The sequence below is a fragment of the Streptomyces sp. NBC_00236 genome, from assembly GCF_036195045.1.
Lineage (GTDB): Bacteria > Actinomycetota > Actinomycetes > Streptomycetales > Streptomycetaceae > Streptomyces.
The window spans coordinates 3,666,006-3,682,795 of sequence record NZ_CP108100.1; the positions used below are offsets into that span (position 1 = coordinate 3,666,006).

15 protein-coding genes are annotated in these 16,790 nt (G+C 72.2%); 9 read left to right on the forward strand and 6 right to left on the reverse strand.

Annotated elements, in window-relative coordinates; all coding sequences use genetic code 11:
- Positions 1-110: 110 nt before the first annotated feature.
- The 3 genes from OG446_RS16420 to OG446_RS16430 form a co-directional block, all read right to left on the reverse strand.
- Positions 111-779 (reverse strand): TetR/AcrR family transcriptional regulator, encoded by a 669-nt coding sequence (locus OG446_RS16420; RefSeq protein ID WP_328894753.1) that lies wholly within the window; start codon positions 777-779, stop codon positions 111-113.
- Positions 776-1,585, reverse strand: a complete 810-nt coding sequence (locus OG446_RS16425; RefSeq protein WP_371930509.1) for a sugar phosphate isomerase/epimerase family protein — start codon at positions 1,583-1,585, stop codon at positions 776-778. The genes OG446_RS16420 and OG446_RS16425 overlap by 4 nt, the downstream gene beginning before the upstream one ends.
- Positions 1,586-1,694: 109 nt before the next feature.
- Entirely contained in the window at positions 1,695-2,645 is a 951-nt protein-coding gene (locus OG446_RS16430) for a Ppx/GppA phosphatase family protein (protein ID WP_328894754.1), read from the reverse strand.
- Between the two features lie 84 nt (positions 2,646-2,729).
- Here OG446_RS16430 and OG446_RS16435 point away from each other — a divergent pair, with 84 nt between their 5' ends.
- Complete coding sequence (locus tag OG446_RS16435; RefSeq protein ID WP_328894755.1) at positions 2,730-3,578, forward strand: hypothetical protein; 849 nt, start codon at positions 2,730-2,732, stop codon at positions 3,576-3,578.
- A 27-nt stretch (positions 3,579-3,605) separates the two neighbouring features.
- Here the strand turns inward: OG446_RS16435 and OG446_RS16440 are convergent, their stop codons facing one another.
- Entirely contained in the window at positions 3,606-5,546 is a 1,941-nt protein-coding gene (locus OG446_RS16440) for a hypothetical protein (RefSeq protein WP_328894756.1), read from the reverse strand.
- A gap of 184 nt (positions 5,547-5,730) precedes the next feature.
- Here OG446_RS16440 and radA point away from each other — a divergent pair, with 184 nt between their 5' ends.
- On the forward strand, positions 5,731-7,143 hold the full coding sequence (gene radA, locus OG446_RS16445; protein WP_148020034.1) for a DNA repair protein RadA: 1,413 nt from the start codon (positions 5,731-5,733) through the stop codon (positions 7,141-7,143).
- A gap of 124 nt (positions 7,144-7,267) precedes the next feature.
- On the forward strand, positions 7,268-8,392 hold the full coding sequence (disA, locus tag OG446_RS16450; protein ID WP_114245192.1) for a DNA integrity scanning diadenylate cyclase DisA: 1,125 nt from the start codon (positions 7,268-7,270) through the stop codon (positions 8,390-8,392).
- A 282-nt stretch (positions 8,393-8,674) separates the two neighbouring features.
- Here the strand turns inward: disA and OG446_RS16455 are convergent, their stop codons facing one another.
- Entirely contained in the window at positions 8,675-9,499 is an 825-nt protein-coding gene (locus OG446_RS16455; RefSeq protein ID WP_328894757.1) for a hypothetical protein, read from the reverse strand.
- Positions 9,500-9,836: 337 nt separating this feature from the next.
- Here OG446_RS16455 and OG446_RS16460 point away from each other — a divergent pair, with 337 nt between their 5' ends.
- The 5 genes from OG446_RS16460 to cseC all read left to right on the forward strand — a co-directional run bounded on the left by OG446_RS16460 (position 9,837) and on the right by cseC (position 14,418).
- The gene (locus OG446_RS16460; RefSeq protein WP_328894758.1) at positions 9,837-10,739 is read left to right on the forward strand and encodes an A/G-specific adenine glycosylase; all 903 of its coding nucleotides are present in this window, start codon (positions 9,837-9,839) and stop codon (positions 10,737-10,739) included.
- A gap of 206 nt (positions 10,740-10,945) precedes the next feature.
- The gene (locus OG446_RS16465) at positions 10,946-11,590 is read left to right on the forward strand and encodes a SigE family RNA polymerase sigma factor (RefSeq protein WP_328894759.1); all 645 of its coding nucleotides are present in this window, start codon (positions 10,946-10,948) and stop codon (positions 11,588-11,590) included.
- Positions 11,578-12,342: a hypothetical protein gene (locus tag OG446_RS16470; RefSeq protein WP_328894760.1), complete on the forward strand. Its 765-nt coding sequence runs from the start codon at positions 11,578-11,580 to the stop codon at positions 12,340-12,342. Before OG446_RS16465 ends, OG446_RS16470 begins: the two co-directional genes overlap by 13 nt.
- Before the next feature lie 10 nt (positions 12,343-12,352).
- Entirely contained in the window at positions 12,353-13,057 is a 705-nt protein-coding gene (cseB, locus tag OG446_RS16475; protein ID WP_328894761.1) for a two-component system response regulator CseB, read from the forward strand.
- Complete coding sequence (cseC, locus tag OG446_RS16480) at positions 13,054-14,418, forward strand: two-component system sensor histidine kinase CseC (RefSeq protein ID WP_328894762.1); 1,365 nt, start codon at positions 13,054-13,056, stop codon at positions 14,416-14,418. Before cseB ends, cseC begins: the two co-directional genes overlap by 4 nt.
- Before the next feature lie 73 nt (positions 14,419-14,491).
- On the opposite strand, the gene OG446_RS16485 is transcribed toward cseC, so the two are convergent.
- Positions 14,492-16,069: an MDR family MFS transporter gene (locus tag OG446_RS16485; RefSeq protein WP_328894763.1), complete on the reverse strand. Its 1,578-nt coding sequence runs from the start codon at positions 16,067-16,069 to the stop codon at positions 14,492-14,494.
- Between the two features lie 123 nt (positions 16,070-16,192).
- Here OG446_RS16485 and OG446_RS16490 point away from each other — a divergent pair, with 123 nt between their 5' ends.
- Entirely contained in the window at positions 16,193-16,777 is a 585-nt protein-coding gene (locus OG446_RS16490) for a TetR/AcrR family transcriptional regulator (protein ID WP_328894764.1), read from the forward strand.
- Positions 16,778-16,790: the final 13 nt, after the last annotated feature.

Sequence of the window (16,790 nt, forward strand, 5' to 3'; positions counted from 1 at the left end):
CCCGTGCCAGGATCTGGACACGGTGTCCGGAATGCGGGATGCAGTGCTCAGGGGGTGGGCGGGGTGGGGGTGCGTGCGGGACGTGGGGGGCGAGGCTCTGCCCCCCCACCTCAATCGCCGGAGGGGCTTGGAATGCCCGGGTGGTCCGGATCGCTTGAGTTGTCCGTCAGGTAGCGCTGCAGGGTGGGGGCCACCATGGCGATGATCTTTTCCGGGGGCGCCGACGCCAAGGGCTCCGCCCGGAGTACGTACCGCAGCATCGCGATGCCCACCATGTGCGAGGCCGCCAGTTCGGCGCGGAAGGTGGGGTCGGGTACGTCGAGCTGTTCCGCGATCCGTCCGAGCAGGCGGCGCAGGACGAAGCCGCGCAGGACGTTCGCCGCCGCCTCGTTGGTCAGGGCCGACCGCAGGACCGCCAGCAGCGGGGTCCTGGACGCCGGGTTCTCCCAGACCGCGATGAAGTAGCGGGCCAGCCGCTCCCCCAGGCCGTCCTTGTCGCTGCCCAGGATCGCCGGGACCACCAGGGCGGGCTCGAAGGAGAGTTCGATCGCGGCGGCGAAGACCTCGTCCTTCGTACCGAAGTAGTGATGGACCAGGGCGGCGTCCACGCCCGCCGCTTTCGCGATGCCGCGGACCGACGTCTTGTCGTAGCCGCGTTCGGCGAATTCGGCGCGGGCGGCCTCCAGGATGCGGGTGCGCGCGTCGGGACCCGCCGTCGCCGTGGTGCGGGCGGGACGGCCGCGGCGCCTGGGGCTCGGGGCTTCGGCGCCCGGGGTCACGGGCGCGGCACCTGCGCGGAGGAGGCGAGGTGCAGCCGGGTGAAGGCGAGCGCCTCGGCGAGGTCGGCCTCGCGTTCGGCGGTGGACATCGCGCGCCGGGTGTTGACCTCGATGACGACATGACCGTCGAAGCCGGTACGGGCCAGCCGCTCCAGCAGTTCGGCACAGGGCTGGTCGCCCCGGCCGGGCACCAGGTGTTCGTCCTTGCCCGAGCCCTTGCCGTCGGCCAGGTGGACGTGGGCCAGCCGGTCGCCCATCCGGTCGACCATGGCCATGCCGTCCGTACGCGCCGTCGAGGTGTGCGACAGGTCGACCGTGAAGTGGCGGTAGTCGTCGTTGGTGACGTCCCAGTCGGGGGCGTACGCGAGCATCTCGCGGTCCCGGTAGCGCCACGGATACATGTTCTCGACGGCGAACCGCACGTCGGTCTCGTCCGCCATCCGCCAGATCCCGGTGACGAAGTCGCGGGCGTAGTTGCGTTGCCAGCGGAACGGGGGGTGGACGACGACCGTCGACGCACCGAGCTTCTCGGCGGCGGCGCGCGCTCGCTGGAGCTTGACCCAGGGATCCGTGGACCAGACCCGCTGCGTGATCAGGAGGCAGGGGGCGTGAACGGCCAGGATCGGGACCTGGTGATAGTCGGAGAGCCGGCGCAGGGCCTCGATGTCCTGGCTGACGGGGTCGGTCCAGACCATGACCTCGACGCCGTCGTACCCCAGGCGCGCGGCGATCTCGAAGGCCGTCGCCGTCGACTCCGGATAGACCGAGGCCGTCGACAGGGCGACCTTCGCATCCGGGATGCGCACCACTGGTTCTGCCACGCAGACAGCGTACGGGCAGCGATGCGCGGCGCCGAGGGCGTCCGGCCGAAAGTGAGAAGGGCCATGACGGTGACACGCCCGAGGGCCGGCCCCTTCAGTTGAGGGCCACGTCCTCGCTCGACGTCAGGTGGTCCAGGCGGCGCAGGATCACTCCCTCGCGCAGCGCCCAGGGGCAGATCTCCAGGTCCTCGACGCCCAGGAGGTCCATCGCCCCCTCCGCGACCAGCGCGCCCGCCAGCAGCTGGGCGGACCGTCCCTCGGAGACGCCGGGCAGGTTCCCGCGCTCCTCCACCGTCATCGCGGCCAGCTTCGGCACCCACTCCTCCAGTGCCTTGCGGCTGAGGGTGCGCTGCACGTACAGCCCCTCGGTGGAACGTGCGGCGCCCGCGATCCTGGCGAGCTGCTTGAAGGTCTTGGACGTGGCCACGACGTGGTCGGGGCGGCCGAAGCGGGTGAACTCGCCGACACTGCGGGCGATCCGCGCCCGTACATGGCGGCGCAGCTCCTTCACCTCCGCCGGGTCCGGCGGATCGCCGGCCAGCCAGCCGGCCGTGAGACGTCCGGCGCCCAGCGGCAGCGACACGGCCGCGTCGGGCTCCTCGTCGATGCCGTACGCGATCTCCAGCGAACCGCCGCCGATGTCCAGGACCAGCAGCTTGCCCGCCGACCAGCCGAACCAGCGCCGGGCGGCGAGGAAGGTGAGGCGGGCCTCCTCCGTGCCGCTGAGGACGGCGAGGTCGACACCCGTCTCGTCGCGCACCCGGGCGAGCACCTTGTCGGCGTTGCTCGCCTCCCGCACCGCGGAGGTGGCGAACGCCAGCACGTCCTCGCAGCCCTTGTCCTCGGCGGCCTGGAGCGCACCGGCGATCGTCGTCACCAGCCGGTCGACGCCGAGCGGGCCGATCGCCCCGTCCCCGTCGAGGAGTTCGGCCAGGCGCAGCTCCGCCTTGTGCGAGTGCGCGGGCAGCGGGCGGGCGCCGGGGTGCGCGTCGACCACCAGCAGATGAACCGTGTTCGACCCCACGTCGAGGACTCCGAGTCTCATGTGCAGAACGCTACTGCGGCTTCGGGCGGGGGCGGACCGGCGCACTGTCTCCGCCCATGCGCCCCGCGGTCTTACTCTGGGCGCGTGCCAAAGACGAAAAAGGCGAAGCCGGGCAAAGTCACGAAGAATCAGAAGACGAAGCAGGAGATGCAGCAGCCGCAGACAGACGGACCCCAGGGGCCCGACGAGACGGGGATCGACTTCGCGCGGGCGTGGGTGGAGTTCCCGGACCCCGCCGACGACGAGCAGGTCTTCCGCTGTGACCTGACCTGGCTGACGTCCAGGTGGACCTGCATCTTCGGCAGTGGCTGCCAGGGCATCCAGGCCGGTCGCGCGGACGACGGGTGCTGCACCCTGGGCGCCCACTTCTCGGACGAGGACGACGAGAAGCGGGTGGCCGGTCACGTGGCCCGGCTCACCCCGGACCTGTGGCAGTTCCACGACGTGGGCACGGAGTCGGGCTGGGTCCAGACCGATGACGACGGGGAGCGCCAGACGCGGCGCTGGGAGGGGTCCTGCATCTTCCAGAACCGTCCCGGATTTGCCGCGGGAGCCGGCTGTTCCCTGCACATCCTGGCGCTGCGGGAGGGCAAGGAGCCCCTGGAGACCAAGCCGGACGTGTGCTGGCAGCTGCCGGTCCGGCGTACGTACGACTGGATCGACCGGCCCGACGACACGCGGATCCTCCAGGTGACGATCGGTGAGTACGACCGACGGGGCTGGGGACCGGGCGGGCACGACCTGCACTGGTGGTGCACGTCGGCGACATCGGCGCACGGTGCCGGGGAGCCGGTGTACGTCTCGTACCGGCCGGAGCTCACGGAGCTGATGGGCAAGGAGGCGTACGACCGGCTGGTCGGGCTGTGCGAGGAGCGGCTCTCCTCGCTGCTGCCGATGGCCCCCCACCCGGCGGATCCGGTGAACCCGGCGTAGGGCCCCTGAGTCCCGCCCCAGGGCCCGTCAGTCCGCCGCCGGCGGGGTGCTCGGGCCCTTGCCCGGGTCCGACGGGGACGGGGATTCCGTCGTCGGGTCCGGGGACGGGCTCGGTGAGCCCGGGTCCGTCGGCGTCGGGGTGTCCGTCGGGTCGGGTGTCGGTGTGGGGGTCGGGTCGGGGTCCGGCGAGGACGGCGACGGCTCCTGCGGTACGGGCGGGTGCGGGCGGACCGGGCCGCTCGGCAGCGGCGGACGCGGTCCGGTGGTCGACGCCGGCCCGCCGTACCCGTGCATCGCCACGACGGACCCCGAGGGGGCGATGGCGATCCGTGCCGTCCAGTACCCGTCCGGTTCGCGCGCGTGGTCCACGAGGACGCGGACCGTGATGCTGTCGCCCGCCGCGAGCGTTCCCGCGGTGCTGCTCAGGCGCAGCCAGGACTGGCCCGTGCCGGCCGACCAGACGACCGGGCCCGCCTTCGACGCGGTGAGCGTGATCGTCGTCGTGCCGCCGGAGGACCGGGCCTCGACGGTGAGGCGGCCCGCGGTGGCCCCTGCGCCGTCCGGGTCCGGTCCCACGCTGATGACCTCGGCGGTGACGTCCGGGAGGCCGCGGGCGCCGTGCGTGAAGCCGGGGCCGGGCTCGGGACGGGCGTTGCCCGCGTTCTCGTAGTGGCCGTAGGGGTCGTCGCTCCCGTGGCCGTCGTCCGTCTCGGTCGCGGTGACCGCCGAACCGTCGCGCCCCTCGCCGGTGAGGGGCGCGCCCCGGTAGGCGGACCACAGGGCGATCACGGGGGCGGCGACGACCGTGGCGACGACCGTCGTCGTCATGACCCTGGACCGCAGCCGGTCCCGGCGCGCGGCGTGGTCCTTCGGGTCCATCGGGAATCCCGTCCGGTCGAAACGGGGAGTGGCGGACCGATTCTTCTGATGTTTCTGCGCGTGCATCATCGCCACATAGGCGGACGGGCGGGGCGCCTCGACGACCGCCAGCGCGGCCACGGGCGTGACCGCGGCACCCGGCCAGGGGCCCTGGGCGCCGGCCCGCTCGGCGGCGCGGCGACAGCTCGGGCAGTCGTCCACATGCCGTACGAGCTCGCGGCGCAGGGTGGCGGAGAGCAGCACACGGTGGTCGCCGGTGAGCCGGCCGACCGCGGGGCAGTTGCCCTTCTCGACGACGGCGAGGGCGGCCCTCGTCCGTTCCACCTCGCAGGCGGCGGCGGCCAGGAGCTCCCGGGCCGTCGCGGGTTGCAGCCCGAGGACGGCGGCGACGGCACGCGGGGTGAGCCGGTGGCGGACCGCGAGCTCCAGCGCCTCGCGCTGTTCCGGGGTGGTGCCCGCCGCCTCGGGCCAGGCCAGCCGGGCCAGCTCCCGGCGGTGCGCCTCGGCAGCCGCGGGGCTCTCCACAGGTACGCCGCCTGGCGAGGCGGGTGCGACGGATGAGGCGGGTGCGACGGATGCCGACGCGACGGACCGGAGTGCGGAGGACGTCGGGGGCGCGGAGGGCGTGGCCGGTGGTGCGGACGCCGGCTTCATGGCGTGCGCGCCCCCGGGCGCACGCCGTCCGGCGCGGGCCCCCGGTGCGGCGGGGCCACGGTGGTCGTCCTGCGCCCTGGCCGGCTGCCTGTGCGTCGGCGGCCCGTCGGGCCTGCGGTGCGCCCTGCGGCCCTGGTGCTGCTCACCGAGCCTGCGCAGGCACATCCACCTGGCCAGGGCGTACAGCCAGGTTCTGCGCTCCTCCTCGCCGGTGGGACACCGGCCGTTCTGTCGCTCGGCCAGCGCCAGTACGCCGCCGAGCGCCTCGGTGGCGGCGTCGTGGTCGCAGAGCACGGAGAGGCAGTACGTGAACAGGCCGTCGAGATGCGGCTCGTAACGGGCGGGCGGCCGCTTCGGCGAGGAGTGGGGCGCGCGGTGCTGCGCCCGGTGTGCGCCGGGGGCGTTCGTGGGGGTCTCCAGCCTGCTGCTCGTCACCTTGCGACCGTAGGCAGCGCGGGGCAGGGCCCTGGCACCCCTTGAGCACATTTAACCCTTACGGGTGAACGTATCGCTCAATAAGGGACAGGAACTCGTGATTCCGCGCCCCTGCCCGGGCACCGCCGCCCGCGCCCGCACCGCGGCGGGCCGCACTGTCCGACCCCACCTATACGGTGGCGCCATGGCTGCCCGTACAAAATCCGCGAAGGACCGGCCGTCCTACCGCTGCACCGAATGCGGCTGGACGACCGCCAAGTGGCTCGGCCGCTGCCCCGAGTGCCAGGCATGGGGGACGGTCGAGGAGTTCGGCGGCGCCCCCGCGGTGCGCACCACGGCGGCCGGCCGCGTCTCCACCGCCGCGCTCCCCATCGGCCAGGTCGACAGCCGCCAGGCCACCGCCCGCTCGACGGGCGTGGGTGAGCTGGACCGGGTGCTGGGCGGCGGCCTGGTGCCCGGCGCCGTCGTGCTGCTCGCGGGCGAGCCGGGCGTGGGCAAGTCGACGCTGCTGCTGGACGTGGCGGCCAAGGCCGCGAGCGACGAGCACCGCACGTTGTACGTCACGGCGGAGGAGTCCGCCAGCCAGGTCAGGATGCGTGCCGACCGGATCGGGGCGATCAACGACCACCTGTACCTGGCCGCCGAGACGGATCTGTCCGCGGTCCTCGGCCATCTGGACGCGGTCAAACCGTCCCTGCTCGTCCTGGACTCCGTGCAGACCGTCGCCTCCCCCGAGATCGAGGGCGCGCCCGGCGGGATGGCGCAGGTCCGCGAGGTGGCCGGGGCGCTGATCCGGGCCTCCAAGGAGCGCGGCATGTCGACCCTGCTGGTCGGCCATGTCACCAAGGACGGCGCGATCGCCGGGCCCAGGCTGCTGGAGCACCTGGTCGACGTGGTGCTGTCGTTCGAGGGCGACCGGCATGCCCGGCTCCGGCTCGTGCGCGGCGTCAAGAACCGTTACGGGGCGACCGACGAGGTCGGCTGCTTCGAGCTCCACGACGAGGGCATCACCGGCCTCGCCGACCCCTCCGGCCTCTTCCTCACCCGCCGCGACGAGCCCGTGCCGGGCACCTGCCTGACCGTCACCCTGGAGGGCAAGCGCCCGCTGGTCGCCGAGGTGCAGGCCCTCACCGTCGATTCCCAGATCCCTTCGCCCCGGCGCACCACCTCGGGGCTCGAGACGTCCCGGGTGTCGATGATGCTGGCCGTCCTGGAGCAGCGCGGCCGGATCAGCTCCCTGGGCAAACGGGACATCTACAGCGCCACGGTCGGCGGCGTGAAGCTCTCCGAACCGGCCGCGGACCTCGCGATCGCGCTCGCCCTAGCCAGCGCGGCGAGCGACACACCCCTGCCGAAGAACCTGGTGGCGATCGGCGAGGTGGGGCTCGCGGGCGAGGTCAGACGGGTCACCGGGGTCCAGCGCAGACTGGCCGAGGCGTACCGCCTGGGCTTCACCCACGCCCTGGTCCCGACCGATCCGGGGAAGGTCCCGGCCGGTATGAAGGTCACAGAAGTGGCCAACATGGGCGATGCGCTCCGGGTGCTCCCGCGCCGCTCTCGCGCACAGGCCCCACAGGAGGACGGCGCACGCCGGTAGACTTTGCCCTGGTCTCGCCCGTCCGTACGAACGGTATGAGGGACATAGGGTCTTTCATCTGGATCGGGATCGATCCGAACGAGAGGCCCCGAGGGCACCGCAAACCTGTGACCGGAGGAGTGCAGTGGCAGCCAGCGACCGGGCAGCATCGCCCGGAAAGTCCGGCCAAGGCACCGGTAACGAGGCGCTGATGCGCGCCTCGTTGACCGCCGTCGCGCCCGGAATGGCCCTGCGGGACGGCCTGGAGCGCATCCTCCGTGGCAACACCGGCGGGCTGATCGTGCTCGGCATGGACAGGACCGTCGAGTCGATGTGCACCGGCGGCTTCGTGCTGGACGTGGAGTTCACCGCGACCCGGCTGCGCGAGCTCGCCAAGCTCGACGGGGCACTGATCCTCGACAAGGACATGACCAAGATCCTGCGGGCCGGCGTCCAGCTGGTCCCGGACGCCTCGATCCCCACCGAGGAGACGGGCACCCGGCACCGCACGGCGGACCGGGTCTCCAAGCAGTGCAACTTCCCGGTCGTCTCGGTCTCGCAGTCGATGCACCTCATCGCGCTGTACGTGGACGGGGAGCGCCGGGTCCTGGAGGAGTCCGCCGCGATCCTCTCCCGCGCCAACCAGGCGCTCGCCACGCTGGAGCGGTACAAGCTCCGGCTCGACGAGGTCGCGGGCACGCTCTCCGCCCTGGAGATCGAGGACCTGGTGACGGTCCGGGACGTGACGGCGGTCGCCCAGCGGCTGGAGATGGTCCGCCGGATCGCGACCGAGATCGCCGAGTACGTGGTGGAGCTCGGGACCGACGGCCGGCTCCTCTCGCTCCAGCTCGACGAGTTGATCGCGGGCGTGGAGCCGGAGCGCGAGCTGGTCGTGCGCGACTACGTGCCGGAGCCGACCGCGAAGCGCTCCCGCACGGTGGCGGAGGCGCTCACCGAGCTGGACGCGCTGTCCCACACCGAGCTGCTCGAACTCCCGGTCGTGGCAAGGGCGCTTGGCTACAGCGGCTCCCCGGAGACGCTCGACTCGGCGGTGTCGCCGCGCGGCTTCCGGCTGCTGGCGAAGGTGCCGCGCCTGCCCGGGGCGATCATCGACCGGCTGGTGGAGCACTTCGGCGGCCTGCAGAAGCTGCTCGCCGCGAGCGTCGACGACCTCCAGACGGTCGACGGCGTCGGCGAGGCACGGGCGCGCAGCGTGCGCGAGGGCCTGTCGCGGCTGGCCGAGTCGTCGATCCTCGAACGGTACGTGTAGCCGGAGCGGCAGCCCTGCGGGGCGCGCTCGCGGCTCCGGCCGCTCCCGGCCCGGCCCTGCGCGGCCCCGTCCCCCGCTGGTGCCGGCCGTTCGCTGCCGTCAGCTGTCCGCTGGTGCCGGCCGTTCGCTGCCGTCAGCCTTTCACCGCGCCCGCCGTTCGCTGCGCCAGCCATTCACCGGCGCCAGCCATTCGCTGCGCCAGCCGTTCACCGGCGTCAGCGGTTCACCGGCGCCCGCCGTTCACCGCGCCAGCCATTCACCGGCGTCAGCGGTTCGCCGTCATCAGTCCTTCGCGAGGACGAACGAGGCGCGCTGCACGGGCTCGCCCGGGGCCTTCGCCTCGACCAGGTACGTACCGGCGCCCACGGCCCCCGCGGGCGGCGTCGCGCACTTCGGGGCGCTCTTCGCGCGGTCCCACTCCACGGCGTGCTCGACGGTCGCACCCGCCGGCACCTTCAGCAGCACGGCGGCCGCGTCGCGCGGGCAGTCCTTGGAGGACCACACCTCCTCGTCCCCGCCGCCGGCTTCCGTGACGGTGAGCACCGCGGACTTCGGGCCGAAGTCGGCCTTGCACGCGGTGGACGAGGTGTTCGTGGCGATCAGCCGGAACTTCGGCTTCTCGCCGGGCCCGTAGCGGAGTTCCGTCTTCAGCGTCAGCCGCAGCGCGGCGGGCGCGCAGTCCGGGAGCGAGGAGCCGGGCGGGAGCTGCTGCCCCGCGGTCGCGCTGCCGGAGCCACCGCCCGTACCGGAACCGGCTTCCGTGTCCGGGCCGTTGCCGCTGTCGCCCGTTCCGTCGCCGGTTCCGCCGGAGCCCGCGTCCGAACTTCCGCCGCCGCTCCCGCCGCTGCCACCGGTGTCGCCCGACTCGTCGCGTCCGCCCGGCTGTTCACTGATCGCCGGGCCCGAACCGGAGGGACCTGGCGTGATCGAGTTCACGGGACCGGAGCCGGGAGCCCGGGAGTCGTCGTGATTCCCCTTGCCGCCACCGTTGGTGACGGCCCATACGACCAGCAACGCGAGCAGCGCAATCAGCGTCGCCGCTACCGCCCTCCGTCGCCAGTAGATGGTGGAGGGAAGCGGCCCGATCGGATTACGCAGAGATCCCACGGCGCAAACTGTACGAGAGAACGGCACCAACTCCCGCCCCACCCGCCGCTACAGGCGTCCAAGTTTTGCGGATCATCATCCTGGGGCGGCCCGTTCCCGCTCCGCCCGCACGGTACCGGCACCTCACGTGATCACGTAACCGCTCTGCGTGACCCCGCGCGGTGACCATGGGCCAGTTGCCGCAACGGCTCGCGGGACGTGCCGCCACTTGCCGGAACGCGGGTCCGGCGGGGCACGGAAAGACGGGGGTCACTATCACTCCAAGGGCTTTTATGCGGGGCGACACCCCCGTGCCCCTGACCTCTCTCTGCACTTCCGTGCCAGGATCGATGGTGCGATGACTGCCACGACTGCGACACAGACGCCCCCCACCTCCCTCCACACTCCCGTCATCGGGTGGTTCGACCAGCACGCCCGCGATCTGCCCTGGCGCCGCCCCGAAGCGGGCGCCTGGGGCGTGATGGTGAGCGAGTTCATGCTGCAGCAGACCCCCGTCAACCGGGTCCTCCCGGTGTACGAGCAGTGGCTGGCCCGCTGGCCGCGACCCGCCGACCTCGCAGCAGAACCGCCCGGCGAGGCGGTCCGCGCCTGGGGCCGGCTCGGCTACCCGCGGCGGGCCCTGCGCCTGCACGGCGCCGCCCAGGCCATAACGGAACGGCACGGCGGCGACGTACCGAGCGAGCACGCCCAGCTGCTCGCCCTGCCCGGGATCGGCGAGTACACGGCAGCGGCCGTGGCCTCGTTCGCCTACCGGCAGCGGCACGCCGTCCTCGACACGAACGTCCGCCGGGTGTTCGCCCGGGCCGCTTCCGGCATCCAGTACCCGCCCAACGCGACCACCGCCGCCGAACGCAAGCTCGCCCGCGCCCTGCTGCCGGACGAGGACGAGCAGGCCGCCCGGTGGGCGGCCGCGACCATGGAGCTCGGCGCCCTCGTCTGCACCGCGAAGAACGAGGACTGCTCGCGCTGCCCGATCTCGGAGCAGTGCGCCTGGCGGCTGGCCGGGAAGCCCGCGCACCAGGGGCCCCCGCGCCGCGGCCAGACCTACGCCGGCACGGACCGGCAGGTACGCGGCAGGCTCCTCGCCGTACTGCGCGAATCGGTGAACCCGGTGCCGCAGTCGGCACTCGACGCGGTGTGGGAGGAGCCGGTGCAGCGGGCCCGCGCGCTGGACGGCCTGGTCGCCGACGGCCTGGTCGAACCGCTGGCGGGCGGCCAGTACCGGCTGCCGCTGACCTGATGGACCGGGACGGGGGCGTTCCGGTCCGCCGGTCCCTTTGTCCCTCTCCTCCTGCGCTGTTACACAACCGATGGACAGCCGTGCGTCCGCGTACGGCTGCTCCGCACAGCCTCGTGACAACAGCTCCGTAGCGTCACCGAAGTCAGCCCGACGACCAGGCGGCTGACGGTGGTCTACGGGGTTTCACGGGGACGGAGGCGGTTGTCATGGCGCAGGGTGAGGTGCTCGGTTTCGAGGAGTACGTACGTACCCGGCAGGACGCGTTGCTGCGAAGCGCGCGCCGACTGGTCCCCGATCCCGTGGACGCGCAGGACCTGCTGCAGACCGCGCTGGCCCGCACGTACGGCCGCTGGGACGGCATCGCCGACAAGTCCCTCGCCGACGCCTATCTGCGCCGCGTCATGATCAACACGCGCACCGAGTGGTGGCGTGCGCGCAAGCTGGACGAGGTCCCCACCGAGCAGCTGCCCGACGCCAGCGTCGAGGACGGCACCGAACAGCGCGCCGACCGCGCCCTGCTGATGGACGTCCTGGGTGTGCTGGCTCCCAAGCAGCGCAGCGTGGTCGTGCTGCGACACTGGGAACAGATGAGCACGGAGGAGACGGCCGCGGCGCTCGGCATGTCGGCCGGTACGGTGAAGAGCACCCTGCACCGGGCCCTGGCACGACTGCGCCAGGAGCTGGAGAGCAGGGAAGCGGCGAGCCGTGCGGAGCGGATCCGTGAGGGCGGGGAGCGCGTGGCGGATGTCCGCGTCGCGGCGCCCCGGACCCCGGTCCGGTCGCGGGCACAGGCAGGGGCGCCCCGGGAGGGGCGTCACGACGAGCGGGGGCGGGAGCGGTGCGCGGCCTGACAGGCAGCGGTGAGGGCGGCGGCGGAAGCGGCGGCCCCTTCACCGGAGGACCCACGGGGGACGGGACCGGCTCCACCGGGGACGGAACCGGTGGCGGGCGGAGACCCCGGCTGACCGGATGGGCGGCGAGCAGCACGGCTCTGGCCGGGCTCGCCGCCTTCGGGCTGTTCGCCGTCAGCTGCTCCACCGGGGGCACCGGCACCCGGGACGAGGGCCCGGCGGGCACCCAGCCGGTCGCCCAGGTCACGCCCAGTGCCACGGGCCCGTCCACGGCGAGGCCGACGCCCCGGGTCGACGCGGTGGGTCTGCTCAAGGCGGATCCGAGGGTGAGCGAGCGGGTCAGGACCGATCTGAGGCCCTGCACCGGTGACGAGTACCCGGTGGACACCTCGTACGGCACTCTGACCGGCGGCCCGTCCGCCGACGTGGTGGTGAACGTGATGACCTGCGGCGACTCGGTCGGCGTGGGCACCTATGTGTACCGGCCGCGGCCCGACGGTACGTACGAGAACGTGTTCACCATCGAGCAGCCGGCGGTCTACGGGACCATCGACCGAGGTGACCTGGTGGTGACGACGCAGGTGTACGGGAAGAAGGACGCGGTCGCCTACCCCTCGGGCGAGGAAGTGATCACGTACCACTGGGCGGACACCCGGTTCAGCGAGCAGGACCGGGTGCACAACGACTTCAACAGAGCCGTCGGTGCCGGCGACGGGGAGTTCCCCGAGCCGGCCGAACCGACGAAGAACTGAGAGCAGTCCGATGGCCGAGACCCATGTCCTGTTCGTCGAGGACGACGACGTCATCCGCGAGGCCACCCAGCTGGCGCTGGAGCGGGACGGCTTCGTGGTCACCGCGATGCCCGACGGCCTCCTCGGCCTCGAAGCGTTCCGCAGGGACAGGCCCGACATCGCGCTGCTCGATGTGATGGTCCCCGGCCTGGACGGGGTCAGCCTGTGCCGGCGCATCCGGGACGAGTCGACGGTTCCGGTGATCATGCTGTCGGCCCGGGCCGACTCGATCGACGTGGTGCTCGGCCTGGAGGCGGGCGCCGACGACTACGTCACGAAGCCGTTCGACGGAGCGGTCCTGGTCGCCAGGATCCGGGCCGTACTCCGCCGCTTCGGCCATGCCGCGGGGAGCGGGGCGGGCGGTGGCGAGAGCGCCGAGGGGGCCGAGGGCGGCGTGCTCGTCTTCGGCGACCTGGAGGTCGACACCGAGGGCATGGAGGTACGCAAGGGCGGCGAGCAGGTGGCTCTGACCCCCACCGAGATGCGGCTGCTGCTGGAGTTCTCGTCCGCGCCCGGCACGGTCCTCTCCCGCGACAAGCTGCTGGAACGGGTCTGGGACTACGGCTGGGGCGGCGACACCCGGGTCGTGGACGTCCATGTCCAGCGGCTGCGTACGAAGGTCGGCCAGGACCGGATCGAAACGGTCCGCGGCTTCGGCTACAAGCTCAGGGCATGAGGCGCCCGGCCCTGCGGACGGGCGTCCGCTGGAAGATCAGCATCGCGATCGCGGCGGTCGGCGCCCTGATCGCGGTCGCGCTGAGCCTGGTCGTCCACAACGCCGCCCGGGTCTCCATGCTGGAGAACGCGCGCGAGGTCCAGCTGGAGCGGCTGAACTACGCCCAGCTGCTCTACGAGGCGACGAAGACGAAGAAGGCCGATCCCCGCTTCGGCGCGAAGCTCAACGATCCGACGATGCCGCAGAGCCTGCGCCAGGAGACCCGGCGCAACCGGCGCGCGACGCACGTCGAGGACGGCGGCGGAGTGCCCGACGTCTGGGCGGCCGTACCGCTGCCCGGCGGCGACGTGCTCTCGCTGCACACCCGTTTCGCCGACCGCTCCACCACGATCCTGGGCGATCTCGACCGGGCCCTGATCATCGGCTCGGTCTCGGTGGTCTTCGGCGGCTCCGCGCTGGGCGTGCTGATCGGCGGCCAGCTCTCGCGCCGGCTGCGCAAGGCGGCGGCCGCCGCCGGAAGGGTCGCGCAGGGCCATACCGATGTACGGGTCGGGGACGCCGTGGGCGGGGTCGTGCGGGACGAGACCGATGAGCTGGCCGGTGCGGTGGACGCCCTGACGGACGCGCTGAACGAACGGATCGAGGCCGAGCGCCGGGTCACCGCGGACATCGCGCACGAACTGCGCACTCCCGTGACGGGTCTCCTGACGGCCGCCGAGCTGCTGCCGCCTGGCCGCCCCACGGAGCTCGTACGGGACCGGGCGCAGGCGATGCGCACGCTGGTCGAGGACGTGCTGGAGGTGGCCCGGCTGGACAGCGCGTCCGAGCGGGCCGAGCTGCAGCAGGTCGCGCTGGGCGAGTTCGTCAGCCGCCGGGTGGCGCTGCTGGACCCCGAGGTGCGGGTCCAGGTGGTCCACGAGTCGTGGGTCAGCACCGATCCGCGCCGTCTGGAGCGCATCCTGTTCAATCTGCTGGGCAATGCCGCCAAGCACGGCTCCACCCCGGTGGAGGTGACGGTCGAAGGCCGGGTGGTGCGGGTCCGCGACCACGGCCCCGGGTTCCCCGCGGCGCTGCTGCGGGAGGGGCCGAGCCGCTTCCGTACCGGATCCACCGACCGGGCCGGGCACGGGCACGGGCTGGGGCTGACGATCGCGGCCGGTCAGGCCCGGGTGCTCGGTGCCCGGCTGACCTTCCGCAACGCGGCCCCCGAGGGTGCCGCCCAAGGCGCCGGCGGGGCGATCGCCGTCCTGTGGCTGCCCGAGCACGCGCCCACCGACACGGGCAGCTTCCCCATGCTCCAGCTGGGCGAGCAGCGCGGTCCGGAGCCGCGGGGCAGGAAGGCCGCCGACCGCGGCCACTGAACGGCCGTTCCGGACGGAGAGACGGGAAAGGCCGCGGGGTGCGTACCCCGCGGCCTTTCCCGTATGAGGGCGCCTACACCGCCTCGGCCACCGGGGCGGCCTTCTCCGGTCCTGCGCCCCGCAGCGGGACCTCCTTGACGAACAGCGCGGCCACCAGCGCGATCAGCGCCACCGAGCCACCCACCAGGAACGCGATGTGGGTGCCGGACGCCACCGCGAACTCGTATGCCTCCCGTACCGGTACCGGCAGCTTCGCCATGCTTTCCGCGTCCAGCGTCGCGGAGTGCATGGCTGCGCCCCCACCGCCGCGCGCGGCCATCTCGTCCTGGACCCGTCCGGTGAACAGCGCGCCCATGATGGCGACACCGAAGGAGCTGCCGAGCGTACGGAACAGGGTGGTCGAGGACGAGGCGACACCCATGTCCTTCATCTCAACGCTGTTCTGCGCGACGAGCATCGTGATCTGCATCAGGAAGCCCATGCCCGCACCGAGCACGGCCATGTAGATGCCGGAGGTGAACCGGGTGGTGTCCGTGTCCATCGTCGACAGCAGGAAGAGCCCGGTGACCATCAGGATCGATCCCACGATCGGGAAGATCTTGTACCGGCCGCTGCTGGTGGTGATCCGCCCGGCCACCAACGAGACGATCATCATCGCCAGGAGCATCGGCAGGAGCAGCAGTCCGGAGTTGGTCGCGGACGCGCCCTGGACGGACTGCTGGAACAGCGGCAGGTAGAGCACCGCGCCGAACATCACGAAGCCCGCCATGAAGCCGACCACGGACATCAGCGTGAAGTTGGCGTTACGGAAGATGTGCAGCGGGATGATCGGTTCCGCGGCCTTGGTCTCGACGAAGAGGAAGCCGGCGAGCGCGGCGACGCCGATCGCGATGAGCTCCATGATGACGGCGGAGTTCCAGTCGTACTCCGAGCCGCCCCAGGTGGTCACCAGCACGATCGCGGTGATGCCGACGGTCAGCAGTCCGGCGCCGAGGTAGTCGACCTTCGCCTTGGTACGTTCCCGCTTGGGCAGGTGCAGCACGGTGACGATCATGGCCAGGGCGACGGCACCCAGCGGCAGGTTGATGTAGAAGCTCCAGCGCCAGCCGAGGTGGTCGGTGATGGTGCCGCCGACCAGCGGTCCGCCGATCATGGCGACCGCCATGACGCCGGCCATCATGCCCTGGTACTTGCCGCGCTCGCGGGGCGGCACGAGGTCGCCGATGATCGCCATCACGCCGACCATCAGACCGCCGGCACCCAGGCCCTGGACCGCCCGGAAGCCGATCAGCTGGCCCATGTCCTGGGCCATTCCGCTGAGGACCGAGCCGATCAGGAAGATCACGATGGACGCGAGGAACATGCCCTTGCGCCCGTACATGTCACCGAGCTTGCCCCAGATGGGGGTGGAGGCGGCGGTGGCCAGGGTGTAGGCGGTGACGACCCAGGACATGTGCTCCAGGCCGCCGAGGCTGCCGACGATGGTCGGCATGGCCGTGCCGATGATCAGGTTGTCGAGCATGGCCAGCAGCATGGCGATCATCAGGGCGAACACCACCACCCGCACGCTGCGCTGCTGCGGGGCGGGCTTCTCCGCCCGTCCGGGCGGGGCGTCCGCCTTCCCGTCCGCCGCCTTCATCAGGTCCGCCATGTTCCCCAACTCCCCAGTTCCCCTGTACACCGGGCACTTACTTGCCGCCCGGCTAGTTGACTACACTAGGGGAAGGTAGCCCCGTAACTAGCCGGGCGTCAAGTAAGTTTTTGGGAGAGCACCATGGGCAGCACGCCGCAGCCGCGCCGGGGCAACACCCGCCAGCGCATCCAGGACGTCGCCCTGAACCTCTTCGCCGATCAGGGCTACGAGAAGACCTCACTGCGCGAGATCGCCGAGCACCTCGATGTCACCAAGGCCGCGCTGTACTACCACTTCAAGACCAAGGAAGACATCCTGGTCAGCATCTTCGAGGACCTCAACCGGCCCGTCGAGGAGCTCATCACCTGGGGTGAGAAGCAGCCGCGCACGCTGGAGACGAAGAAGGAGATCCTCAGCCGCTACAGCGAGGCGCTGGCCGGCGCCGCCCCGCTCTTCCGCTTCATGCAGGAGAACCAGGCGACCGTGCGCGACCTGAGCATCGGCGTGACGATCAAGGACCGGGTCCTGGCGCTCGTGGACCTGATCAAGGATCCCGACGCCCCGCTCACCGACCAGGTGCGGTGCTTCAGCGCACTCTTCACCCTGCACGCCGGGATGCTCGCACTGAAAGACGTCGACGGCGACCCCGAGGACAAGCGGAAGGCCGCCCTCGAAGTCGCCGTCGAACTGGTCACCCGGGCGCATGGCCCGGGTTCCGCCCAGTAGCGGGATGGTCCCG

What these genes read in the sequence shown, in the direction of transcription:
- OG446_RS16430 (WP_328894754.1), bottom strand. Translation starts at nt 2,645, where the DNA reads ATGAGACTCGGAGTCCTCGACGTGGGGTCGAACACGGTTCATCTGCTG.
- radA (WP_148020034.1), top strand. Translation starts at nt 5,731, where the DNA reads ATGGCTGCCCGTACAAAATCCGCGAAGGACCGGCCGTCCTACCGCTGC.
- OG446_RS16460 (WP_328894758.1), top strand. Translation starts at nt 9,837, where the DNA reads ATGACTGCCACGACTGCGACACAGACGCCCCCCACCTCCCTCCACACT.
- OG446_RS16465 (WP_328894759.1), top strand. Translation starts at nt 10,946, where the DNA reads ATGGCGCAGGGTGAGGTGCTCGGTTTCGAGGAGTACGTACGTACCCGG.
- cseB (WP_328894761.1), top strand. Translation starts at nt 12,353, where the DNA reads ATGGCCGAGACCCATGTCCTGTTCGTCGAGGACGACGACGTCATCCGC.
- cseC (WP_328894762.1), top strand. Translation starts at nt 13,054, where the DNA reads ATGAGGCGCCCGGCCCTGCGGACGGGCGTCCGCTGGAAGATCAGCATC.
- OG446_RS16485 (WP_328894763.1), bottom strand. Translation starts at nt 16,069, where the DNA reads ATGGCGGACCTGATGAAGGCGGCGGACGGGAAGGCGGACGCCCCGCCC.
- OG446_RS16490 (WP_328894764.1), top strand. Translation starts at nt 16,193, where the DNA reads ATGGGCAGCACGCCGCAGCCGCGCCGGGGCAACACCCGCCAGCGCATC.